This is a genomic window from Paraburkholderia sediminicola, assembly GCF_046026675.1.
Classification (GTDB): Bacteria; Pseudomonadota; Gammaproteobacteria; order Burkholderiales; family Burkholderiaceae; genus Paraburkholderia; species Paraburkholderia sediminicola_F.
This window is the reverse complement of sequence record NZ_JAQQEY010000001.1, coordinates 2,529,967-2,552,931: the sequence shown is the minus strand read 5'-3', so window position 1 is coordinate 2,552,931 and position 22,965 is coordinate 2,529,967. Positions and strand designations below refer to the sequence as shown.

Annotated in this window: 19 protein-coding genes; 8 read left to right on the top strand and 11 right to left on the bottom strand. The window is 58.2% G+C overall.

Annotated features, from left to right (window positions below; all coding sequences use genetic code 11):
- The first annotated feature begins 24 nt into the window (after positions 1-24).
- The 7 genes from PQQ86_RS11070 (at position 25) to PQQ86_RS11040 (ending at position 10,193) form a co-directional block, all read left to right on the top strand.
- Entirely contained in the window at positions 25-1,125 is a 1,101-nt protein-coding gene (locus PQQ86_RS11070) for a porin (RefSeq protein WP_408266554.1), read from the top strand.
- Positions 1,126-1,189: 64 nt separating this feature from the next.
- Positions 1,190-2,614: an MFS transporter gene (locus tag PQQ86_RS11065; protein WP_408266552.1), complete on the top strand. Its 1,425-nt coding sequence runs from the start codon at positions 1,190-1,192 to the stop codon at positions 2,612-2,614.
- A gap of 257 nt (positions 2,615-2,871) precedes the next feature.
- The gene (locus tag PQQ86_RS11060; RefSeq protein WP_408266550.1) at positions 2,872-4,611 is read left to right on the top strand and encodes a CocE/NonD family hydrolase; all 1,740 of its coding nucleotides are present in this window, start codon (positions 2,872-2,874) and stop codon (positions 4,609-4,611) included.
- Positions 4,612-4,676: 65 nt separating this feature from the next.
- Positions 4,677-5,465, top strand: a complete 789-nt coding sequence (locus PQQ86_RS11055) for an enoyl-CoA hydratase/isomerase family protein (RefSeq protein ID WP_408266548.1) — start codon at positions 4,677-4,679, stop codon at positions 5,463-5,465.
- 111 nt (positions 5,466-5,576) lie between these two features.
- Entirely contained in the window at positions 5,577-7,313 is a 1,737-nt protein-coding gene (locus PQQ86_RS11050; RefSeq protein WP_408266546.1) for an AMP-binding protein, read from the top strand.
- Between the two features lie 118 nt (positions 7,314-7,431).
- The gene (locus PQQ86_RS11045) at positions 7,432-9,186 is read left to right on the top strand and encodes an FAD-dependent oxidoreductase (protein WP_408266544.1); all 1,755 of its coding nucleotides are present in this window, start codon (positions 7,432-7,434) and stop codon (positions 9,184-9,186) included.
- A gap of 59 nt (positions 9,187-9,245) precedes the next feature.
- Positions 9,246-10,193, top strand: coding sequence for a hydroxymethylglutaryl-CoA lyase (locus tag PQQ86_RS11040; protein WP_408266542.1), 948 nt, complete (start codon positions 9,246-9,248; stop codon positions 10,191-10,193).
- A gap of 76 nt (positions 10,194-10,269) precedes the next feature.
- Here the strand turns inward: PQQ86_RS11040 and PQQ86_RS11035 are convergent, their stop codons facing one another.
- The 6 genes from PQQ86_RS11035 to PQQ86_RS11010 all read right to left on the bottom strand — a co-directional run bounded on the left by PQQ86_RS11035 (position 10,270) and on the right by PQQ86_RS11010 (position 16,606).
- The gene (locus PQQ86_RS11035) at positions 10,270-10,953 is read right to left on the bottom strand and encodes a TetR/AcrR family transcriptional regulator (protein WP_408266540.1); all 684 of its coding nucleotides are present in this window, start codon (positions 10,951-10,953) and stop codon (positions 10,270-10,272) included.
- A 71-nt stretch (positions 10,954-11,024) separates the two neighbouring features.
- On the bottom strand, positions 11,025-12,098 hold the full coding sequence (locus tag PQQ86_RS11030; RefSeq protein ID WP_408266538.1) for a maleylacetate reductase: 1,074 nt from the start codon (positions 12,096-12,098) through the stop codon (positions 11,025-11,027).
- A gap of 27 nt (positions 12,099-12,125) precedes the next feature.
- A complete protein-coding gene (locus PQQ86_RS11025) occupies positions 12,126-13,010 on the bottom strand; it encodes an intradiol ring-cleavage dioxygenase (protein ID WP_408266536.1) in 885 nt (294 codons plus the stop codon).
- Positions 13,011-13,043: 33 nt separating this feature from the next.
- A complete protein-coding gene (locus PQQ86_RS11020) occupies positions 13,044-13,967 on the bottom strand; it encodes an amidohydrolase family protein (protein ID WP_408266534.1) in 924 nt (307 codons plus the stop codon).
- Between the two features lie 543 nt (positions 13,968-14,510).
- Positions 14,511-15,350: an aldo/keto reductase gene (locus PQQ86_RS11015; RefSeq protein WP_408266532.1), complete on the bottom strand. Its 840-nt coding sequence runs from the start codon at positions 15,348-15,350 to the stop codon at positions 14,511-14,513.
- A 164-nt stretch (positions 15,351-15,514) separates the two neighbouring features.
- Complete coding sequence (locus PQQ86_RS11010; protein ID WP_408266530.1) at positions 15,515-16,606, bottom strand: porin; 1,092 nt, start codon at positions 16,604-16,606, stop codon at positions 15,515-15,517.
- A gap of 286 nt (positions 16,607-16,892) precedes the next feature.
- On the opposite strand from PQQ86_RS11010, the gene PQQ86_RS11005 reads away from it, so the two are divergent.
- Entirely contained in the window at positions 16,893-17,669 is a 777-nt protein-coding gene (locus PQQ86_RS11005; protein ID WP_408266528.1) for an IclR family transcriptional regulator, read from the top strand.
- Positions 17,670-17,773: 104 nt separating this feature from the next.
- On the opposite strand, the gene PQQ86_RS11000 is transcribed toward PQQ86_RS11005, so the two are convergent.
- The 5 genes from PQQ86_RS11000 to PQQ86_RS10980 are packed head-to-tail and all read right to left on the bottom strand — an operon-like array spanning position 17,774 to position 22,945.
- On the bottom strand, positions 17,774-18,640 hold the full coding sequence (locus PQQ86_RS11000) for an alpha/beta fold hydrolase (protein ID WP_408266526.1): 867 nt from the start codon (positions 18,638-18,640) through the stop codon (positions 17,774-17,776).
- 51 nt (positions 18,641-18,691) lie between these two features.
- Positions 18,692-19,801, bottom strand: coding sequence for a flavin reductase (locus tag PQQ86_RS10995; RefSeq protein ID WP_408266524.1), 1,110 nt, complete (start codon positions 19,799-19,801; stop codon positions 18,692-18,694).
- Positions 19,798-20,820: an LLM class flavin-dependent oxidoreductase gene (locus PQQ86_RS10990; RefSeq protein ID WP_408266522.1), complete on the bottom strand. Its 1,023-nt coding sequence runs from the start codon at positions 20,818-20,820 to the stop codon at positions 19,798-19,800. Before PQQ86_RS10990 ends, PQQ86_RS10995 begins: the two co-directional genes overlap by 4 nt.
- Positions 20,821-20,859: 39 nt before the next feature.
- Positions 20,860-21,225: a VOC family protein gene (locus PQQ86_RS10985; protein WP_408266520.1), complete on the bottom strand. Its 366-nt coding sequence runs from the start codon at positions 21,223-21,225 to the stop codon at positions 20,860-20,862.
- Positions 21,226-21,283: 58 nt separating this feature from the next.
- The gene (locus tag PQQ86_RS10980) at positions 21,284-22,945 is read right to left on the bottom strand and encodes an AMP-binding protein (protein WP_408266519.1); all 1,662 of its coding nucleotides are present in this window, start codon (positions 22,943-22,945) and stop codon (positions 21,284-21,286) included.
- Positions 22,946-22,965 lie beyond the last annotated feature (20 nt).

Sequence of the window (22,965 nt, the reverse complement as noted above, 5' to 3'; positions counted from 1 at the left end):
TCAAAACGACAGAGGAGACAGGAGATGAAGAGATTGTCCCTGGCCGCGGCGCTGTTTTGTGTCACGCCTGCGGTGGTGTATGCGCAAAGTTCAGTGACACTGTACGGTCTGCTGGATGAAGGCTTGACCTACGCAAGCAATCAGAACGGACATTCAGCCTGGTTGGTTCAGAGCGGAGGTGGATCACTGTCCAGATGGGGGCTGCGTGGCGCCGAAGATCTGGGCGGCGGCTACAAGGCGGTCTTCACGTTGGAAAACGGCTTTGACGTGTCGAGCGGCAACCTGTCGAACAATGGGCGTCTGTTCGGCCGTCAGGCGTACGTCGGAATTTCAAGCCCGTATGGGACGTTCACGCTTGGGCGCCAATACGAGGAAGTAGCCGAAATGCTTTCTCCCATCGCAGCCGGTTTGAACTGGGCGGTCTACTTCGCTCACGCCGGTGACGTCGACAACGTTGGCGGAAGCATACGCATTAACAACTCGGTCAAATACGCCAGCCCCAAAATTGCAGGCTTCACATTTGGTGCGCTCTATAGCTTTGGTGGGCAGCCCGGACAATTCTCAACGAATAGCGTGACGTCGGTGGGACTGAGTTACAACGGAATTAGCTTCCCGCTGTATGTTGCGGCCGCCTATACGATCATCAAGAATCCGTATGCCGCAGCATTCGATAGCATCACACCGCGAAACATCATTTATGCCCCGTACGTGCAGAGCGCGGAAAGCGAATCCATCGCAGGGGTAGGTGCATCGTACAAGCTCGGCAGCGCTTCCATGGCCTTCCAGTTTACGTCGACGCAATTCAAGAAAGGCTTTCTTGGCAGTAACGTGCGGTTCGACAACTACGAAGCAAGTATCGGTTACTTCATCACGCCGTTTCTGTTCGCAGGTGCCGCGTACATCTACACGCACGGCAAAGTGGATGCGACCTCCGCGACGCCAATCTATCGGGCAATCGATCTCTACACCAACTATTTCCTCTCGAAGCGGACGGACGTTTACTTTGCGGCCGAACTGCTGAAGGCGGCGGGTTCGGCGACTCAGGCGCAGATCACGTTGATTCCTTCACCATCGAGTGGACAAACTCAGGGCTTGTTGAGAGTTGGGATCCGTCACCGGTTTTAACGAGCGTGTGATGTCGGTGGTGTCGAGAAACAGGTGAACCCAGATTGACACCGGAATCAGGTGATTGATCGTCAAGGACAATGCGATGAATAGCATAGGCTATGCCCAGCGGGATGTGCGCGAGATTTTCAACGATATGCCTATGGGGCGTAAGCAGTGGGCCGTGTTCCTCATCTGCTTCGCGGCAACAGCGATCGAAGGTTTCGACACCATTGTGATCAGTTTTATCGCACCTGCGATAAGCCAGCATTGGCAGCTATCGAGCGTCGCGCTTTCGCCTCTGGTGGCCTTCGGACTCACCGGTTTGCTGATTGGATCGATCGTTGGAGGAACACTGGCTGACCGTGTCGGTCGTCGAACGGTGAGCATCGTGGCAATCGCATGGTTTGGAATCGCGGGTGTGATGTCGAGCGAAGCACAGTCGATATTTCAGCTGATTGCCTTGCGTTTCATAACCGGTCTCGGCATCGGCGCAGCGATGCCCGCTACGTCGGCGATCGTCGCGGAATATAGCCCCGACCGTTCACGCTCGGCGATGCTTGCATCGACTTACTGTGGATTTCTTTTCGGTGCGGCAGCCGCTGGTCTGGTGACGTCTCTCGCTATCGGGGCATTGGGGTGGCGAGGCATGCTGGTACTGAGCGGTCTTTTACCGCTTGGTGTCGTTGCCTTGTTTGCATGGCAAGTGCCTGAGTCGCCACTCTACGTCGTGGCCAGTCGAAGGTCCAATGACGAGGCACTACGGGTTCTTGCCAAAGTATTTCCGTCATTAGACTGCTCTGGAATGCATTTATTCATCGCGGAAGCGCGTGAATCGATCAGCGGAAGCAGGGCACTGTTGAGCACGAAATACCGGCTCGGCACCGTGTTGACATGGCTTGCGGAGTTTGCGGGTTATCTGGTGTTCTTTCTGATTGGAAGCTGGATGCCGACCCACCTGAAGCAGCTGGGGCTATCGATGCACGACGCCTCGCAAGTATCGTCAATGTTCCAGTTCGGTGCGCTTGGCGGCGCGGTTCTTTTCGCCATCCTTGTTCGTCGCTATAACGTGGCGTCGGTCGTTTCCGTGGCGTTCGGCGCGGGCTCCCTGCTTGTCATCGCGTTGGGCATTTCCGAAACCACTCAGTGGCACGCGGGCGTGGTCTTCCTGTCCGGCATAGCGGTTGGAGGACCGCTGATCTGTGTCAACACCATTCCGGGCATCTTCTATCCGACTGCGCTGCGTGCGTCTGGCGGTGGCTGGAACGTTGCGATCGGACGTCTGGGGTCAATCGTCGGTTCGTCTTTGATTGGCGTGATCGTCATATCGGGGTTTCCGTACCTGCTCACGTGTGCGTTGTTGTCGATACCGCTTTTGATGGCTTGCGTATGCATGACCGTCATGGCCCGCGTGCTCTCTGAACAACGGCGAATGCTGACCGAACACGTGGCGGACATCGGTACGGGATCGACGGATGATCCATCGTTGCCGAACAGCACCACGCAGTGACGGTATGGCGCTAGCACGCGAAGTCCTGGACACGTAGCCCTTCCAGGATCGCAATTCATTTGGGATTCAAACTTTTATCTTTGGCACGTTGTTCGTCTTGCATACTTTACGGACGTGAAGTATAGTGAATTACGGACCCTGCCTGATCGTGCGGCTCTCGATGAGCGAACGCAAAAGCGCATGTCGGTGGGTAGAGCAAATTTTCGGTCTTAAGAGGGCCGTCTGTTGACGCCGAACAGGCCAACGAAGGAGGAGACATGATTGAAGAACGCGACATCGTCGTAACGATGCGGGACGGAACCCGTCTTGCGGTGGACGTTTATCGGCCGGATGCGGATGGCAAGTATCCCGTGCTGTACGCTTCAGCGCTGCACAACAAGGATCTTCAGGGTCCGGATATTGCGGACGTCTTGCCCCCACAGCCCGCGCATGCGCCACTCTGGTTCGGGCCAATAGAAGCGGGGGACACTCGCCGCTTCATCGCCAATGGTTATGTGCACGTTATTGCGCAACCGCGCGGCTCCGCCAAGTCGGAAGGCCACTATGGCGAGGAGAATACCGACCATTACGACATGATCGAATGGATCACGCAGCAGCCGTGGTCCGACGGCAAGGTCGGCATGGTGGGGATCTCGGGTTTTGCCGGTGAACAGTGGCGTGCGGCGGCGCAGGGTCACCCCGCGCTCAAGGCAATCTTTCCGTACGACGCCTGTAGTGCATACGGCGGGATGTTCGGGTTCCGGGACTTCAATCCCGGTGGCGTCATTCACACGTTTCCGTACCTGCTTGACGTTTTCAGCACGGTGCATGAGCCGCGCGGTGTGCCGGGTACGTTACCTGAAGCGCAAGAGGAACTTTGGCGCGCAGCCATGCGCAATCCCGACTACAAGATGTACATCAACCTGTACAACATCCTGACACAGAAGGGGCAACGCACGGGGGTGATGTATCACATCATGACGAACCCTTGGGAGCCGGAAGGGACGGTCGAGCGAGCCGAGGAAATTTTCAAGTCGATCAAGGTGCCGTTCTATACCGGTTCTGGCGCCTACGCTTACACCTACAAATTGCACTGGCTTGGCGCGCAGCATTACTTCAGCAATGTCAAACAGCCGCGCAAGCTGATCTTTACGGGCCCGGCGCATCTGGAGCGGCCATTCCATCAATACCACGACGAAGTTATTCGCTGGTACGACTATTGGTTGAAGGGTATCGATACCGGCATCATGAACGAAGCGCCGGTTCGTTACTGGGTGATGGGCGCCAACGAATGGCGCACGGGTAGTGACTGGCCTTTACCTGAGACGCAATGGGCGAAGTACTACCTTTCGGGCTGGGAGCAGCTTTCCGCGGACGCCCCTCGTCCTGCAGCGGAGGTTGGCAACGCGCATCGGGAACCCGATGTCTTTACGCAAATGCCGCTCAAAAAGACGTCCAAGGTCGAGCGCCTGCGTTACATGACTGAGCCGCTTGCGCAGGACGTGCTGGTTGCAGGTCCCATCTCGCTGACGCTCTACGCTGAGATCGACCAGACGGACACCAACTGGATTGTCGTACTCAAGGACGTGGGCCCGGACGTATCGGTGGTTACTGCACGCGTCGGCGAACGGTCGGTTCCGGAGACGCTACCTGAGCGAGAACTTACCCGCGGCTGGTTGAAAGCGTCATACCGCGCAACGGATCCTGCCCGATCCACACCTGCGGAGCCGTTTCACAAATTGACGAAGGAGTCGATCGCGCCGGTCACACCGGGCGAGATCGTCAAGTATGAAATCCAGGTGCTCGCAACGGCAAACCAGTTCAAGGCCGGTCATCGGATCTGTATCGAGATCTGCAGCATGGACGCGCCGACAGGAACGGGCGCGATGACCGACGTTGAATACATTCCGTATCACGTCACCAGCAGCAACACGGTTACTCACAAGATTTACCGTGACGCGGATCGTCCTTCACATCTGCTTCTTCCAATCATTCCGTTGAATCAAGACAACTCCTGAATGACGAAACATTCCCGGGCGTCACGGAACACTCGGTGAATCTGACTGAATAGTGAGGTTAGGCGATGAAAAGCATACGTTTTGAGCTCGACGGGAAGGTCGGGAATATCGTTCTGGCGAATCCGCCGTACAACCGGCTCGATGCACGGTTTGCAGAGTGTCTCCGGCAGGCGGTTCACGAAGCTAGCGAAAGCGATATCCGGGTACTGGTCGTTCGGGCCGAAGGACCCAACTTCAGTCTCGGTGGCGAGGTTCGCGAATGGCCAGGAAAGGACTTGAACTGGTTCCGCACCTTCGTCGCGGAGATCAACACTTCGTATCGTGCAATCGAAGCGCTCCGCGTCCCGACGGTGGCGGTGGTGCAAGGTCTGGCTTTTGGCGGCGGCTTTGAACTCGCGTTGAACTGTGACTTCATTGTGGCGTCGACCGACGCCGTGTTCCGGTGCGTCGAGGTCACGACGGCAATGCTTCCTATTGCAGGAGCGCTGCAGCGGCTGGCCGAGCGCGTGGGGCGTAGCAACGCGTCCCGTTTCGCGATGCTCGGTGACGCGATTCCCGGCAGCGTGGCCCGGGACCTCGGGATTGCCACGCACGTGGCTGAACCCGATGCGCTCGAACGTGTTGCCGCCGAACTGGTTACGCAGCTCTCCGACGGTCCGACGCTTTCGTACGCAGCGACGCGCACCTTGCTCAAGGTGTGGTCAAGCGGCGGCATCCCCGGTGCGGATGCCGCCATGCTGGATGTGTGCATGGACTTGTACAACACGGAGGACGCCACGCGAGGTTTCGCCCACACGGCCGAGGCGTTCGATCGCGATGAAGAACCGGGCGAGATGGTTTTTCACGGGAAATAAAGCGTTTTCGATGTCGGCCTTCGACTGGGGCCGACGGCATTGCAATCGCTACATAACTCCGTTCAGCGGAATTTTTGGCGGAAACGCGCAGTAACGATGGAGGACGGCTTCATGCACACTTTACCCGGTTCCCTTACGCTCGAAGCGCCTGCCGATGGCGTTGCCTACGTACGGGGTTCGACGGACGTTCCGTTGAGCGAGTCCACAGTCGGCCAGTTTCTGAGAGAAACAGCACGCAGATTTCCTGATCAGCAAGCTGTGGTATTCCGGGAGCAACTTGTACGGTGGACGTGGAGCGAATTTGACGATCATGTCGATCAGCTTGCCGCAGGGCTTCTGTCGTTGGGAATAGGAAAAGGGGATCGCGTCGGCATCTGGTCTCCCAACCGGTTTGAATGGTTGCTCACGCAGTTCGCGACGGCGCGCATCGGTGCTGTGCTGGTCAACATCAATCCCGCCTATCGTGTTTCGGAACTCGAGTACGCGCTGCGTAAAGTGAAATGCAAAGCGCTCGTCACCGCCGAGAGCTTCAAAACGTCAAACTACATTTCGATGTTGCTCGACATTGCGCCTGAACTCGCGTCGCAGCAGCCGGACGAGTTGAAGGTCGAACGTCTGCCGGACCTTCGTACGGTGATCTCCGTGGGTGACTGGCGCGTATCCGGTGTCATGTCGTTCCACGCGGTCATGCAACGCGGAGAGGGGATGCTTCGAGACGACGGGCGTGAGGTAATCGATACCGTCGAGCAAACACTTTCTTCGCAGGACCCGATCAATATCCAGTTCACAAGCGGCACCACCGGCAGCCCCAAGGGTGCAACGCTGACGCACCGGAACATTGTCAACAACGCGCGCTTTGTCGGCATGGCGATGAAGCTGTCCGAAGCCGACTCGCTTTGTATTCCTGTGCCGCTGTACCACTGTTTCGGCATGGTGCTCGGCGTACTGGCGTGTGTCTCGGTTGGCGCTCAAATGGTTTTCCCGGGCGAAGGATTCGACGCCGGCGCAACGCTCGCAGCGGTCTCTGAAGAGCGTTGCACCGCGCTTCACGGGGTGCCGACGATGTTTATCGCTGAACTGGGGCATGCAGACTTTTCATCGTTTGATCTGAGCAGTCTGCGGACCGGCATCATGGCGGGATCGCCTTGTCCGGTCGAGACAATGAATCAGGTCGTGACCAGGATGAATATGCGAGAGGTCACCATTGCGTATGGCATGACGGAGACCAGCCCCGTGTCGTTTCAGAGCGGAACCACGGATCCGCTTGATAAGCGCACGACAACGGTCGGGAGGATTCAACCTCATCTCGAAGTGAAGATCGTTGATTTCGATGGTAAGACTGTATCTGTCGGTGAGACGGGAGAACTCTGTACAAGAGGGTACTCGGTGATGCAGGGGTACTGGGAAGACGAGACAAAAACGCGCGAAAACATCGTTGACGGATGGATGCATACAGGCGATCTCGCCACGATCGACGCCGATGGATATTGCAACATCGTCGGAAGATTGAAGGACATGGTGATTCGAGGGGGAGAGAACATCTATCCTCGCGAAGTTGAGGAGTACCTCTTCAGGCATCCAAAAATACAGAATGTGCAGGTGTTTGGCGTACCGGATGAGAAGAACGGCGAGGAGTTGTGCGCCTGGATCGTGCTTCGAAAAGGCGAAGGTTCGACTGAGGAGGACATCAGAGACTTTTGCCGAGGGCAGATCGCGCACTATAAGGTGCCAAAATATATTCGCTTCGTGAGCGAACTGCCCATGACTGTTACGGGAAAAGTACAGAAGTTCGCCATGCGTGAGGAGATGATTCGCTATCTCAATCTGACCGAGCACAAAACCGCCTGACGGGTTAGCGAAAACCGGCAGGATCGTAAAAACAGAGACTCGTAGACTCGCCTTGAATTAGGTATCCGAAACAGACGGAGATGGTGAGGCACGAAGGCATGACAATTGGAGGTGTCGAATGTATGAAATAACCACGGACGTACTCATCGTCGGAACGGGGCCTGCCGGCTCCGCCAGTGCCGCGCTGCTTTCGACGTACGGTATCAACAACATGGTCGTCAACCAGTATCGTTGGCTGGCCAACACGCCGCGAGCGCACATCACGAACCTGCGCACCATGGAGGTCCTGCGCGACCTCGGCCAGCAGGTTGAGCAGGAGGCCTACCTGCACGCGACCGATCAGGATCTGATGGGTGGGACGGTTTTCTGCGAAAGCCTGACCGGTGAGGAGATTGGCAGGGTGCCTAGTTGGGGACTGCATCCGCTCTCAAGAGCGGAGCGTCAATTGTCGAGTCCGACCAGAATGAACGATTTGCCGCAGACGTTCATGGAGCCGTTGCTTTTCAAAACGGCTTGCGCGCGAGGAACCGAAGCGCGGATGAGCACGGAATATCTGAGCCATACGCAAACTGACGAGGGTGTTCTCACGCGCTGCCGTGACCGATTGTCGGGCGAGGAGTTCACGGTCAAATCCAGGTACCTGATCGGCGCGGACGGCGGGAACTCCAAGGTCGCAAAAGATGCAGGTCTGCCTTTCGAAGGGCAGATGGGTGTGCGGGGATCGATGAACATCTGGTTCCGCGCAGACTTGTCTGAATTCGTCGCGCACCGCCCGGCAGTGTTGTACCCAATCATGCAACCGGGCGCGGAAGTGGGCGGTATCGGGATGGGCCTGATCCGGATGGTTCGGCCCTGGCACGAGTGGTTGATTGTTTGGGGCTATGACATCAACGAGCCCGCGCCGGTTGTGGACGAGGCGAAGGCCACCACGATCGCACGCCAACTCGTGGGCAAGCCGGATCTAGAGATCGAGCTGTTGGGCGCGAATACCTGGACCGTGAACAACATGTACGCGACCCGCATGCAGGAGGGGCGAGTGTTCTGCATGGGCGATGCGACCCATCGGCACCCACCGTCCGGCGGGTTGGGCTCCAACACGTCGATTCAGGACGCGTTCAACCTCGCATGGAAGCTCGCGGAAGTCATCAAGGGACGCGCGGGTGAAGCGCTTCTGGATACCTATTCGACCGAGCGTGCACCGATCGCCAAGCAGGTCGTCACCCGCGCGAACCAGTCGATTGCCGAATTTGCTCCGCTCTATAGCGCGCTTGGCATCGACAAGTCGAACGACGGGGAAGTCCTGCAGGCGAATATGCATGCTCGAAGCGGATCTACGGCGGCTGCCGAAAAACAGCGGGACGAAATTCGGGAGGCGTTGGCGTTCAAGCGATATGAACTGGACGCTCAGGGCGTGGAGATGAATCAACGCTACCAGTCGAGCGCTGCGGTGACCGATGGGCAAACCGAGCCGGAGTTCACGCGCGACCGTGAGCTGTATTACCAGGCGACGACATGGCCCGGCGCGCGTCTTCCTCATGCCTGGGTTTTCGACGCCCGTGGACGGCAACACTCCACGCTTGACCTCGCAGGACATGGACGATTCGTACTGTTCACCGGTCTGGGAGGTGAAGCATGGGTTGAGGCCGCCTCAAAGGTCGGTGAGGAGCTGGGGTTGAAGATTGACGTACACGTTATTGGCCCGCGGCAGGCCTATGCGGACCACACGGGCGACTGGGCTCGCGTGCGTGAAATCGGCGACAGCGGTTGCGTATTGACCCGCCCGGACCATCATGTTGCGTGGCGTAGTCTTGCGTTGCCGAGTGATCCGGCAGCTGAACTGCGCCGGGCATTGGGGCAGGTGCTCTCGAAGTAAATACTGGACGCAAGCGTCTCGCCTGGAGGGTCGACCTTCGCCACGAAATGGAGTTTTCAATGAATCAGCAGGAACGTTGGAGGGAGGGCGCGGATAGCGGTCTCCCAAAGCGCGTACACATTGTCGAGGTCGGGCCTAGAGACGGTCTGCAGGCGGAAAGCACGTTCATACCAACCGACACCAAGATTGAACTGGTCAATCGACTCGTTGGCGCCGGCGTACAACGAATCGAAGCGGCGTCCTTCGTGTCGCCAAAATGGATCCCGCAAATGGCCGACGGTGCGCAAGTCATGGCTGGGATCGGTCGCGCAGCGGGGGTCTCGTATGCCGCGCTGACGCCCAACATGAGAGGACTCGAGGCCGCGATTGAGAGTAAGGTCGACGAGGTCGTCATTTTCGGTGCAGCGAGCGAAGCATTTTCCATTCGCAACATCAATTGTTCTGTCGCAGAATCGCTTGAACGCTTTGCGCCGGTTGCGCGTATGGCGAAAGAAGCGGGATTACAACTGCGCGCCAGCATTTCATGCTCGTTCGGATGCCCATACCAGGGGGCGGTGAGCGTTGATGCCGTCGTCGATATGGTCCGGCGTTTTCGCGATCTGGGGTGTGACGAAATCGATATTGCCGACACCATCGGGGTGGGTACGGCGCACCGGGTTCAGCGAGTGGTTGAGGCCGCTTCCAGGGAGTTTCCGTTGGCGAGTCTCGCTGGCCACTTTCACGACACCTATGGGCAGGCATTGGCAAATATCTTCGGCGCCCTTCAGGTCGGAATGACAACGTTCCATGCGTCCGTTGGTGGACTGGGCGGTTGCCCTTATGCGAAAGGCGCCACCGGCAATGTTGCTACTGAAGATCTGCTCTACCTTCTGGACGGCCTAGGCATCGAAACAGGCATTGACCTGGACGCCGTCGTTTCGATTGGCGATTGGGTGAGTCAACAAATGGGCCGGGAGAATGGCGCGCGCGCCGGTAAGGCATTGACAGCGCGCAAGGCACTCAACTGATGTTGTTGTGTCAGCGGTGATCGACCGTTAAGAAGAGTGGGCGTCGGCAAATACCGCGTTGCGGGATGCCGCCCCTCTAGCGTGATGCAAATGCTCCGAACACGAGCTGCTCGACGGTGCGCCAATATTCTTCGGCCAGCGCCGGATCGGATGGAGATAGATCACTGGTCGCCGAAAATTCCGGACCGAAGCCCGAGAGGGTCGACGTCAGACTAATCAGCATGTAGTGGAAAACAATAGGCTCGACGTTCGGTAGCGCGTGTTCCTTCTGGGCGGCGCGGATTTGCGGAAGCAACCAGCCGATTAGCGGTTTTAGGAAAGCGTCGGCGAGCCATTGCAGCCGCGAGCTGGAACCTAGCGATTCCTGAAGTATGAAGCGGTGAAACTCGGGGAACGCTATAGTGAAGCGAAACAGCGCCCTATATGCCAGCTTGAGCCGGTCGACCGCGCTAGCCGGACCGAAGCCGGACAGACTTGCATCGCGTTCTTGCCGCACCCGTTCGAATACATATTCGGCCACCGCCTGCCACAGAATTTCTTTGGAACGAAAGTGGTAGGTAACGAGCGGATGTTGCATCCCAATCCGGTCTGCAATGCTACGAATACTCGCGGCCTCGAAACCCTTTGATGAGAATTCCGTAAGAGCCGCATTTAAAATGGCCGAACGCGTTTCCTGCGCGCGCAGCTGTTCAGTACGCTTCAGTTCAACCGGGCGGCGTGCCCGGATATCTCTTGCCTCAGGAAGTGTAGGTGACGCCATGTGCGAATACCTTGCGACACGTTGAAGTGAATATTGAGTGTCTGGATCATTTGGTCCGGACGAAACTCGTTCTACAACCCATCAATTGGTGCGCTGCCGTCGAAGGCCCGCTGCAGTAAAGCGCGAATTGCTTCGCGTTCTAGCGGACGGGGATTCCAGTAGGCGTTGTTGCAGGCAATGTCGGCCGCCTGGTCGAGTTGTTCTTCGAGCATGCCGATCTCCTTCAGTGCAACGGGCGCACCGTTTGCGCGAGCAAGTTCGTACAGACCTTGCGCCGCGCTGTTGTGTCCGAGCGCCCGTGCAATCCGTCTCATCGCATCCGGCACAGCGCCTGCGTTGTATGCCAGGGCGTGCGGCAGCACGATGGTATGGGTGGGAGCGTGCGGCAGATTGAAACTGCCGCCGAGCGTATGGCATAGCTTGTGATGCAACGCCATACCGACGCTTCCGAGCACGGCACCGCAAAGCCAGGCACCATAAAGCGCATCGGCACGTGCGGACGGGTCGTTCGGCTGGGCGACGATTTTGGGCAAGCTGCGCGCGAGCGCTGCGATGCCTTCTTCGGCCATCAAGCTGGTAAGAGGATTCGCATCACGTGAATACAGGCCTTCTGCCGCGTGTGCGATTGCGTTGATGCCGCTGGTCACGGACATGCTTACCGGCAAGGTCAGGGTCAGGTCCGGATCGTAGACAACGGTTTTGGGTAATACGCGCAGATCGGTGCCCGTCCGTTTCAGGCCCGATTCGGTCAACCCGAATATGGGCGTCATCTCACTGCCGGCGTAAGTGGTCGGCACGGCGAGGATGGGTAGACCTGTCTCGAGAGCAAGGCCCTTCGCGAGGCCGATTGCGGAACCGCCGCCCACGGCGATGAGGCAGTCGGCCTCGAGCGACGCGGCAATCGTGCGTACTTCCGTGACCAGTTCAACCGGCACGTGCATGGCAGCCCGATCAAAGACACCCGCTGCAAGCACGCCCAACTGGTCGGCAACCGATCCACCCAATGCGCGTTGTTCGTGACTACACAGAACCAGCGCGCGGCGTACTTGCAGCGTGTGCAATTCACGCTCGATGTGATTGCGTGAGCCGCACCCGAAGACGACACGCGTGCCGCGCCCGTTATAGACGAATTCAGATGTTGACATGGCGGGTTCCGGCAAGAATGTGCCCGTTCATGACCCATGTACCGCAGGGTTGAGAACGAAGTCGTAATCGAGCGTATAAAACGGGGTGTCCATCGCCGTGCCGTCCGGCGCTATACCCGGCGAGTGCTCGACCCAGTCGACGATCAACGTCGAGCGCACGCCGAATACGGCGTCCGAGTCGAGGTACTTGTCGCCGTTGCGGAACACGTGTGTAATCAACGGCTCGTAGCCTGGCGCCGTGATCCAGAAGTGCAGGTGGGCGGGGCGCCACGGATGGCGTCCGAGCGCGTCAAGCATTCGACCAACCGGCCCGTCGTGCGGAATGGGATAGGCCTCGGCGAGAATCGAGCGGAAATGAAAGAGTCCGTCTGGCAGCGTCTGCAAACGACCACGCGCTTGAAACTCCACGTTTGGATCCCGCGAGTCTCCGTACTGCACGTCGTAGTACCCGTCTTCATCGGATTGCCAGACTTCGATCGCTGCCCCGGCGACAGGTTCTCCCGAAAGACCCCGAACGCTGCCGGCAACAAAGCAGGGGAGACCCGCAGCACCGTTAGAGATATCGTCACCGTTCCTGTACTCGGGGGCACCGGCAACAAAGAAGGGGCCAAGAACGGTTGCTTCCGTGCATTCGACCGGCTTGCGGTTGTTCTGTGTCGTGACGAGCATCGACAAGCCGAGCGTGTCGGACAGAAGGACGAACTCCTGGCGTTTTTCGTCCGTGATATGGCCAACCTCGGTGAGGAAGTTGACGGCGTATGCCCATTCACTCTCGGTCAACTCCACGTCTCTTGCGAACGAATGCAAATGCTGGACAAGGCTGGTCATCACCGTGCGCAGCCTGTCGTTGTTACAGCCGGCCATTGCCGCGAGCACCGCCTGGGTGATGGTGTCTTCGTTGATGTTACGCATCGTCTTTCCTTGAACTCCGCGTTGGCAATACAGTTAGCGCCCGAGCAGCCGGCCAGCATTGTCCCCGTACACCTTGTCCATCTCAATGCCGGGAATCTGGATATTATCGAGCACTTTCCCGAACTGCCGGATTGCGCTTGTCGGTGCGAAGGGGAAGTCCGTCCCGAAGAGAATGTGATCGGGGTCGGCCACCTGCGCCAGCGCACTGAGGGGGGAATTGCCGGCGGAAAGCGCCGTGTCGAAGTAGAAGGATCTGACCGCTGCCAACGTGTCACCCACGCGCTCGGCCACTGCGGGCATCATGGAAATCGACAGGGCAATGCGAGGTACGAGAAACGGCAGCGTTCCCCCGGCATGCGAAAGGATAAACCGGATGTTCCTGAAGCGGCTCATTGCACCTGAAATGATCAGGCTGGTGGCTGTACGCGTCGTCTCGAAGGGAAACTCGAGCACGGAGGCTGGCGCGACCGGCGGTACTTCGTGAGGGGGCTGATTGGGGTGAATGAAAACCACCGTCCCGCGCCGGTTCAATTCTTCCCACAGCGGCGTGAAATGTTTGTCCCCCAGATACAGCCCGTTATAGTTCGTAAAGGCGATGAAACCATCCACCTTCAGCACGTCAAGACAATAGCTGGCTTCCTTCAGGGCGGCGTCGACGTCGGGCAGTGGCAAGCTCGCAAATGAGCCGAACCGTCCGCGATGCTGGGTTCTGAGTTCCGCTGCGTGGTCGTTGCATTTTCTCAGCAGTGTAGGCGCATCCGGAAGCGTGGGACCGGAGGAGATCGACAGGATGCCCTCGTCGATTCCGTTTTCATCCATCATCGCGAGCGCTGCCTCGACGGACCAGGTTGGGGCCACGCCGCCCGGCATCGCCGCATTCAGCAAGTCCAGCCCAACCGCGTCCACGTAGAGTTTCGGCAGGAAATGTTGGTGCGTGTCAATTTTTCTCTTCGGCATGGCCGTTGTCTCCTATGAAGAATTCTTTAGCATCGGGCGGGGGCATTCCCTCCTCGGCTTGGATCCATCTTATACATTATTTTTTACGTTTGCAAAGTTTAGTGAGCGATGCAATCGCCGACGTGTTTCCGGGCGAATTGATGCAATGTCACATGCGTCGGTGCGGCTTGAAGGGCATCTTAACGTTTCATCAAGTGCAATGATGCTTTGCAATTCAGGAGATGCACGCGTGAAGGTATGCGGCCATACTACGGACTCGCGAATCAACCCATTGCGGGTTTGGTTGGGCCGATGTCCGCTCGATTCATGATTCCCGACGCCAGCGTGGAGGCGTCAACCTGCAGCATCTATCGTGGATAACCCACACCAGCACGGGCAGGTCTCAGGCTGGCCCATATCGATCAGGATGCCGAAATGATGCAGAGGGTGATGTGCAGACGGTCGGCTCCGCAGGCACGACCGCGCACTGCGCAGGCGACGCTGCTCGCCGACCATGATTGAACCCGCTGTTTCGTTTTCTGTCTCGCGCCAGAGACCAGACAGTTAAACGCCCGTGCTATCCCACTGCGGGGCAAGACCGGGCGGATCGACAATCCGGCTGTTTGCCGTCGCCAATGCGTGGATCGCGGCCATGTCCGCCTCATCTAACTCAAAGTCGAACACCGCCAGGTTTTGTGCCAGCCGATCGATCCGCGTGGTTCTCGAAAGCGCCACGACGCCGCGCTGTTGAACAAGCCACCGTAAGACGATCTGGGCGATGGTTTTGTCATGGCGAGCGGCGATCTCCTTGAGCGTTGGTTCCGAGAACACGCGGCCAACTGCCATGCCGCAATATCCTGTCACGGCAAGCCCGGCCTCGCGCGTGCTTTCGATGAGCATGGACTGGTTCAGATACGGATGGTATTCGAACTGATTCGTGACCAATGGAGCCGCCGAGAGCCGGATCGCGTCCGTCATCTGTGCGCGGTTGAAGTTGCTGACGCCGATGTGCCGGACCTTGCCGGCGCGCACGACCGCATTGAGCTCCGCGATCTGTTCGACGAGTGGCACATCCGATCCTCCCGGCCAGTGCAGCAGGAGCAGGTCGATGTAGTCCGTCTTGAGCTTGCGCAGGCTTTCGTTGACGGACGCATCGAAGTGTCTTGCTGAGTAGTTGCTAACCCAGACCTTGGTTGTCAGAAATATGTCGCTTCTTGGGATGCCGGATGCGGCGACGCAGTCGCCGATTTCTGCCTCGTTACGGTAGATTTGCCCGGTGTCGATATGACGGAAGCCGGCTCGAAGCGCTTCAGGAATCATTCGATAGATGTCGTCGCCAGTCATCCCGTAGGTGCCAAAGCCTATGGCCGGAATGGCCGAGTTACCGGCATGGACGTTCTGCATGCTATTCCTCATAGACTAGGTGCCGGGCGGCGGCTGTGAAAGAAACCGCCGCTTGGCGTGTGATTTCGTCAAAGGAAAGGTACGCGAAGGCATGCCTGGAGAGAAGCCTATACATTTCGATGCGATCTATCGTCAGAGACGATAGAGATCTGGCAGTTGCACTGCTAGAAGTTGTGCTGGATACCCACCGAGACGCCGGTCGTGGACCGGCCGGTTGCCACGCCTGCGGCCGCGAGCGAAGCGAAGCCATTGGCGCCTGAAGCGTGCTGGTAGGTCACCTGCTGGTAGACAGTAGTTCTTTTCGACAGGAGGTAAGCGTTCGAGACGGTAATGGTCTTCCAGTTTCCGCCGTCGAGATTTTCCACCCATCCGCCAACCGAGAGGACATCGTCGGGCACGATGGTCCAGTTCGCTCCGGCGTCAACGGTGTTGGCGTTACCCCGGCCAGTCGCCAATGTGATACGCGATTGCGTAAACGTGGCGTGTAGAAGCACATTCTTCAATTGATACGATGCGCCGAGCCCCCAATTGACGAGCTTGTTGGCGACAACGCCTTCGGCCTGAGGCAGTGATGTTCCAAAGAGCGACGGCAGACCGATAAAACTGGAAAGTTCCAGAAAGCGGTTGTTCTCGTTCGCATACGTGGCTGCCAGACTCAGCGGCCCTCCCTTGTACTGGACAAAGAAAGAGTAGTTCCTGCTCTCGCTGAAATTGCCGGCCACATTGCCAAACGCAAATTCCGCCCCCGAGGAGAACCCGCCAAGGGTCGGGCTTACATACTTCACCGCATTGTTGAACTGGAAGAAGTTGGCAATTTCATCCAGATTGCCTTGATGAAGCGTGAGAATGTTGCCGAGGAGGAAGGGCGTTTGATAGTTGGACAGAATGTCATACATGAAGCTGGGTTGGTGACCGAGCGTCAACGTGCCATAGCTGTCCGATTGCAGTCCAACGTACGACTTTCTGTTGAATAAGGTCCCAGGAACAAGTTCCCGGCCATTGTTTAGCAGGTACTCGTTCTGAAGATCGAAGATGGTACGTAGTCCGCCACCAAGATCCTCAACGCCCTTCAAGCCGAAAATGTCGGGTGCGTGCGTGTTTCCCTCCTGGAGTAGCGCGTGTCCTCCGACGTTGCTGATGTACTGCACTGCAGTGTCCGCAATTCCATATAAGGTAACGCTGGATTGCGCGTTGGCGGCACTGATCACAGAAAGTGCGGCGATCGCACCTGCCATCGTACGTCCATAAATTGTCATGCCTTGTCTCCGAACCGGTTGTTGCTCTTCCGAAGAAGTTATTTGAATAAAGGGGCGCGTATGAAATCTGTACTACTGATGAAATGAGAGGCTAAAGAGTCAAGCGTTTTGTTCCGACTGCTCGCTTGCCTCCGATCGCCTTAACTTGCTGGTGTTGCGTTCAACAATAATGAATGACATAATCTATGTTGAACACTATAGAAGGCACGCCCCAGGCGTGTCAACATGACGGCCGTCCGTGGAAACCCGGGGCGGCGATTTTTTATCACTTCCATACGGTTGAAAAATGACCAATGTGACTGCGAGGCGCGGCATCCAGTCTGTCGAGATTGCGTTCCGAATCCTTTCGGCGTTGCAGACGAGTGAGCGAGCACTCCCGCTCAAGGAAATTGCTGCGCTGTCCGAACTGTCGCCGAGCGCGACGAGCAACTACATGATCAGTCTGGTGCGGACCGGACTTGCGTCGTCTGACGAAAAACCGGGGTGCTACAAGCTCGGGCCGGCGTCGCTTGCTTTGGGTATGAGCGCGATCAATCAACTGGACGGATTCGATATCGTGCGTCGAGAGGTGGTCGCTTTGCGGGAAGCAACACTGAGTGGCGCGGCTGTCACCGCATGGACCGAAGATGGGCCGGTGAGTCTCTTCAAGCAGGAGGGGCAGACGCGCAGCATTCTCGAACTGAGAACAGGCCTGATTCCGCTGGTCACGACTGCTGCGGGAAAGCTGTTCATTGCCTGCCTTCAGCCTGCACGCACCGACGATCTCATCAGCCGCGAACTGTCTGCGGGACAGGAATGGACTCCGGCTTCCTTGCGGGAACATGCGATCGCTGAATTGCGCACCTGTGGCTTCACAACGGTTCATCGCGGGGAAATGGGTTACGTGTCTGTCGCGGCCCCTATCTGGGACAGGGACGGCGATCTCCGATTTGCCATCAGTCTCATCGGATCGCCTGCAACACTGAACACGGACGTTGACGGTAAAGAGATAAAGGCGCTACTTGATAGCGCGGTTCGAGCTACCGCTGCACTGGGCGGCAAGGTCCCCAGAAAAATTGGGTAGAAGCAGGGCGCTCAATACCGATGCGCGCCATCTGTTTTGGCGGATGACTGTAACGGACATGCTGGTGCGAGGGCCGCGGCTTGCTCATTGCATTCATCCTTCCTTCAGTCTGTCCCGGCTTCCGCAGCTGCCAACACGATGGAATTGAACGCCTCCGGCGCTTCGAGCTTCGGCATGTGGCCAATCCCATCGAGCACGAGGAGCGTCGAACCATTGGCAACCTCGTGAATCGTCCGGGCATGGTCGTCAGCTGGAGCGACGCGGTCCAGGTTGCCGACAATGACGGAGATCGGCGCGGCGATCGAACGAACGATGGATGGCGTATACGCAGAGAAGAGCATGTCTACGGCGTGTTCCCAGCCTGTAGGAGTCACCGCGTCTCTCAGCCGGGATACGACCGCGCGAACCAGGGGGCCTGCGTTCGGTGCGATCAGAGCATTGACCACGGCGGCGCGCGCTTCGGGCGATTGTGCCGCTGCGCTTCGCATCAGAACTTCTCGTGCCGCATCGCGCTCCGCACCGGATAGATGTCCTCGTGCAACATTGGGCGCGCTCAATACAAGGGCACGCGTAGCCGACGGGTACCGTGCGGAAAAAGTTGCGGCGATGACACTACCCCACGAACTGCCTACGACGGTTGCACGCGCTATGCCGAGCGCAGACAGCAGGGCCATGAGCGCATCCGCGTAATCCGTGGCGGCCGGCGTGCTGATCTCAAAGGGGCTGCTTTGCCCATAACCGGGAGCATCCCAGGCAATCACCCGATGGCTCCTGCTCAGCGCGGCGAGCTGTGCTCGGTAACCCGCCGAGCTCGAACCAATACCATGCAGCAGCACGATGGCGGGTGCGCGCTCGTCACCGGCAGTGCGATACGTGATGACCGGCTTGTCGCCGAGTGTGGGGAGATTCACTAGTGCCTGTTCGACAGCGGGCAACGAGGATTCAAGTAGATGGTTATCTGTTTCAGTCATGATTGAAGTCTGGTGGATATATCCGTCGCTCTAACTTGGGCAGATGCCAATTCACGCCTCTCTCAATTCAGCGGAGATCTCATGCGCGGCGGCTCTGAGGGCTTCTGCACAAGGACCATCGGCCGCGGCATCGAAATGTTCGGCCGGCCCTATCGCCGTCAGTGCCAGCACGGCCATTCCGCTCGGGGAAAGAATGGGCACGCTGATGGCGTTGGCGAGCATACGGTCGTCATAAAACGGGGCGGGGCGCCTCGTGGCGACCTGCGAGACTCTGACGGATTCAAGTACGCTTGCGAGCGATTCCGCAGTGGGGAGCACTTCGCCAGACGCTTGTCGTGCGTTGTCACGCAGTTCCGCTGTCACAAATCGATCGACGGCTTCCGGCGGAAGGAACGCCGCCAGCGCCAGGCCCGAAGCGGAAGAAGTCACCGGCAGCACAAGCCCAAGCGGCAGATCGGCGGCCACAGGCGTGGTTGCGGCTTGCCATGCGATCACCGTGGGACCGTGATTGCCCCATGCTACGAGCGCAAGTGTCTTGTCCAGCGTATGCGCGAGTCGCAACATGGCGCGGTTCGCCAGCCGGACAGCATGTGGCTGCGATTTCATCGTGCCCGCCGTTCCGAGCGGCGCGCGGCCGAGGTCGTGTGGGTCAGCGACCAGATATTGTCCACCGCCGAATACCAGCGGCCGCCTCGCGCTCTGGCGTATGCATTCCACCGAGCCGACAAAGATCACGTGATCGCCGCCTGGAAAGCGGGAGACCACCTTGCACTCCAACCATGCGCTGCAATCCCGCAGTAGCGGCAGCCCGTCGACCCCAAGGTCATAGTCGATGCCGGCGAATTTGTCCGGCGACCGGGTCGCAAAGTGATTGGCGAGGTCGTATTGGTATTCAGCCAGGATGTTGATGGTGAATCGTTCGGCATCCCTGAACGCGGTATGGCTCCCCGCAGAGGTGGCCTGGCTCCATAGGACGAGAGGCGGGTCCAGCGAGACCGAGGAAAACGAATTGGCGGTAAGGCCGTGCATTTTCCCCTCGCCATCAAGCGTGGTGACCACGGTGACGCCAGTTACGAAGGACCCGAGCACGTCTCTCAACTGACGCTTTTCGAACGTCCTGATGGCAGGACGCTCCTCGTCTAACGAAGCACTTCCGCTCATGACAGAACCTTTTGCGACTCGCTGAAAGCCGGCATGATGGACTCGTGAAACAGGCTGATAGAGGTCTTCGCTTCGGAAACGGACATGTCTCCGAACATGAATGTTCCGATGAGGTAGTTGAATGCCCCGTCGTGCGCCTGCTCCAGCAGCTTTTCACGCACGGTTTCCGGGCGGCCCACAACGGCTAGGCCCGATTCCACGAGCGGCTCGATCGTCGGCGGAAGCTTCTGGTTGACCGGTTCCGTCCCGTGCTTTTTCCAGAGCTTGAAAAAGTTCGGATGGAAAACTGACCATGCCCGCGCGGCAATTTTCATGGCCTCCTGGTCCGTTTCCGCGACAACGATGTAGCGATTCACGCCGATGAGCGGCTCAGCAGAGGACGGATGCCGCTTGGCGAATTCTTCGCGATATCGATCAGTGATGGCTCTGACTCGCTGGACCGGGCCGCCGCACACGATATTCATCTTCTCCTGGGCCGGCCATACCGTCGATTCCGGCGATGCCAGCGCGTACCAGGTCGGAGGGGGTGTCTGTAGCGGCTTGAGTTCGACCGGCATGTCGTTGAATTGCCAGAACGCCCCTTTATAGTCGAGCGTATCTGAACTCAAATACCGCTTGATAATTTCATACGACTCGATGTACCTGGCCTGAGCCGTGGCCGGGTCGATACCGAGTGCCTCGATTTCGTGGGGCGAGGCGCCTCGCCCCACGCCATACTCCAGGCGGCCGCCGCTCAGATTGTCGAGCATGCAAATTTCTTCAGCGAGACGGACCGGGTGGTGGATCGGGAGAATGTAGACCAGCGGCGACAGACGCAGTCTCTTGGTGCGCTGCGCAGCAGCGGCAAGAAACACGCTTTGCGAGGGGCAGGCGCTCAGCGTGGTCGCATGGTGTTCCGACATGTGATAAGCATGGAAGCCGAGCCTGTCGTAAAGCTCGATAATTTGCATCCTGTCTTCGTACTGCTTATGAATAGGCAGTCCATTACGATCGTTTTGGTCGAATATACCGAATTTCATGGCTTTTTCCAGTAAGTGCGAAATGTGTGATCTTCTGACTTAGCGGGTCGAAGATTTGCTGAATACCTGAAAGATGTTCTCTTCCGGATCCTGGTAGGTGGTCACCACGCCGTGTGTGCCCATGTCGCGTTGCGCGAGTTGCCGGCCACCCGCGAACAGGATTTTCTGCCGGACCTCGTCCTGGGTTTCACCGGCGACCTGGAAGACGGGGACGGCCCCCATGGCTCCTTCTGCCGCTTCCTCGGCCGAACTCAATGCAAATGCGCTGCGCTGCAGACGAAATTGAGTCCACTTGTTCTCGTCGCGAAACTGGACAGGCATCCCCAGCGCCGATGCATAGAAATCTTCCAGCCTGGCCATATCCTTCGCGACGAAGTAGATGGTTTGTACGTCAACTTCTGCCATGGCGGCACTCCGGTAAATGGTTATAGCGGGATTGATATGACCTCGTTGCCAAGGCGCGTCACGCTGTGTGTAGCTCTTTCAGTCCAAGTTCGTCGCTCATGATTTGCCGAATCACGTACTTCTGGATTTTTCCCGTCACGGTGGTCGGAAACGAGTCGACAAAACGGATGTATTTGGGAACTTTGTAATGGGCTATCCGGCTCTTGCAAAATTCGCGGACTGCGTCGTCGTCGAGAATCGACTCCGGCCTGACGACGATCCATGCGCAGAGTTCTTCGCCAAAGTTCCTGTCCGGTACGCCGACCACCTGCACGTCGAGCACGCCCGGGCACGCGTACAGAAACTCTTCGATCTCGCGGGGATAAAGGTTTTCACCGCCGCGGATGACCATATCCTTGATGCGCCCGACGATGTTGACGTAGCCATCCGGATCCATCGTGGCGAGATCGCCCGAATGCATCCAGCCTTCGGCGTCGATTGCGTCGCGCGTCCGGTCGGGCTGGTTCCAGTAGCCAAGCATGACCGAGTAGCCGCGCGTGCAGAGTTCGCCGGTCTGGCCGCGCTCCACAGTCTGCCCGGTGAGCGGGTCGATAATCTTGACCTCGAGGTGAGGCAAGACTTGACCGACCGTGGATACCCGCCTCTCGACCGGGGTATCCGTCATGCTTTGGCAGCTCACAGGGCTCGTCTCCGTCATGCCGTATGCGATCGTGATCTCGGGCAGATGCATTTCGCCGACAACCCGCTTCATGATCTCGATAGGGCAAGGCGAACCGGCCATGATGCCGGTGCGCAGACTGCTCATATCGAACTCCGCAAAGCGCGGGTGATTGAGTGCCGCGATGAACATGGTCGGCACGCCGTACAGCGCCGTGCATTTTTCTGCCTGTACGGTCTCCAGAACGGCTTCGGCGTCGAAGCGCTCGGCGGGGTAGACGATCGTCGAGCCATGGGTCAGGCAAGCCAGATTGCCCATGACCATACCGAAGCAGTGGTACATCGGAACCGGGACGCACACTCGATCCACATGGGTGAGCTTCATGCACTCGCCCACGAAGAAACCGTTGTTCAGGATGTTGCGATGACTCAGGGTAGCGGCCTTGGGAAGACCCGTCGTCCCGCTGGTGAACTGGATGTTGACGGCGTCGTCCGGGCGCACGGTGCGGCGTACGTCCTGAAGCAATGCGCTGTTTGCATCGCCGGAGCGGAGCAGGTCGGAGAAGCGTTGCGCGCCGGCTTCGTCCGGGCAGTCCGCGTCGTCGATCCACCAGATCGTCTCAAGGCTTGGCAGCCGGGCCTTTCCCAGCTCCCGCAACATGTTCAGATACTCGCTCGACCGGTATCGGACCATTGTCACGATGGCCTTGCACCCCACCAGGCTGAGCGCATGCTCCAGCTCCGAGGTCCGATAGGCCGGGTTGATGTTGACGAGTATCAACCCGGCCTTCGCCGTGGCCAACTGCAGCAACAGCCAGGCGAGGTTCGTGTGGGACCAGATTCCGATCCGCTCGCCCGGCTTGAGTCCTGACTCGAGAAGCGCGGCCGCAAGCCGGTCCGACTTTTCGCGAAGTTCGCCGTAGCTTAGCTGGACCCCTTCGTGCCGGCTGACTACCGCGACGTGCTCGCCCATCTTGCTGGCGATCTCGTCAAATGAATCGCCAATGGTTTTGGCGATCAGCTCTGGGAAACGTGTTCCGTGCTGATATGAAAGTGTGTTCATCGGACTCTTCCGTGCAATGG

Bases quoted from the DNA above. Each gene is read 5' to 3' on its own strand.
- PQQ86_RS11070 (WP_408266554.1), top strand. From the start codon at position 25: ATGAAGAGATTGTCCCTGGCCGCGGCGCTGTTTTGTGTCACGCCTGCG.
- PQQ86_RS11060 (WP_408266550.1), top strand. From the start codon at position 2,872: ATGATTGAAGAACGCGACATCGTCGTAACGATGCGGGACGGAACCCGT.
- PQQ86_RS11055 (WP_408266548.1), top strand. From the start codon at position 4,677: ATGAAAAGCATACGTTTTGAGCTCGACGGGAAGGTCGGGAATATCGTT.
- PQQ86_RS11050 (WP_408266546.1), top strand. From the start codon at position 5,577: ATGCACACTTTACCCGGTTCCCTTACGCTCGAAGCGCCTGCCGATGGC.
- PQQ86_RS11045 (WP_408266544.1), top strand. From the start codon at position 7,432: ATGTATGAAATAACCACGGACGTACTCATCGTCGGAACGGGGCCTGCC.
- PQQ86_RS11040 (WP_408266542.1), top strand. From the start codon at position 9,246: ATGAATCAGCAGGAACGTTGGAGGGAGGGCGCGGATAGCGGTCTCCCA.
- PQQ86_RS11035 (WP_408266540.1), bottom strand. From the start codon at position 10,953: ATGGCGTCACCTACACTTCCTGAGGCAAGAGATATCCGGGCACGCCGC.
- PQQ86_RS11030 (WP_408266538.1), bottom strand. From the start codon at position 12,098: ATGTCAACATCTGAATTCGTCTATAACGGGCGCGGCACGCGTGTCGTC.
- PQQ86_RS11025 (WP_408266536.1), bottom strand. From the start codon at position 13,010: ATGCGTAACATCAACGAAGACACCATCACCCAGGCGGTGCTCGCGGCA.
- PQQ86_RS11020 (WP_408266534.1), bottom strand. From the start codon at position 13,967: ATGCCGAAGAGAAAAATTGACACGCACCAACATTTCCTGCCGAAACTC.
- PQQ86_RS11015 (WP_408266532.1), bottom strand. From the start codon at position 15,350: ATGCAGAACGTCCATGCCGGTAACTCGGCCATTCCGGCCATAGGCTTT.
- PQQ86_RS11010 (WP_408266530.1), bottom strand. From the start codon at position 16,606: ATGACAATTTATGGACGTACGATGGCAGGTGCGATCGCCGCACTTTCT.
- PQQ86_RS11005 (WP_408266528.1), top strand. From the start codon at position 16,893: ATGACCAATGTGACTGCGAGGCGCGGCATCCAGTCTGTCGAGATTGCG.
- PQQ86_RS11000 (WP_408266526.1), bottom strand. From the start codon at position 18,640: ATGACTGAAACAGATAACCATCTACTTGAATCCTCGTTGCCCGCTGTC.
- PQQ86_RS10995 (WP_408266524.1), bottom strand. From the start codon at position 19,801: ATGAGCGGAAGTGCTTCGTTAGACGAGGAGCGTCCTGCCATCAGGACG.
- PQQ86_RS10990 (WP_408266522.1), bottom strand. From the start codon at position 20,820: ATGAAATTCGGTATATTCGACCAAAACGATCGTAATGGACTGCCTATT.
- PQQ86_RS10985 (WP_408266520.1), bottom strand. From the start codon at position 21,225: ATGGCAGAAGTTGACGTACAAACCATCTACTTCGTCGCGAAGGATATG.
- PQQ86_RS10980 (WP_408266519.1), bottom strand. From the start codon at position 22,945: ATGAACACACTTTCATATCAGCACGGAACACGTTTCCCAGAGCTGATC.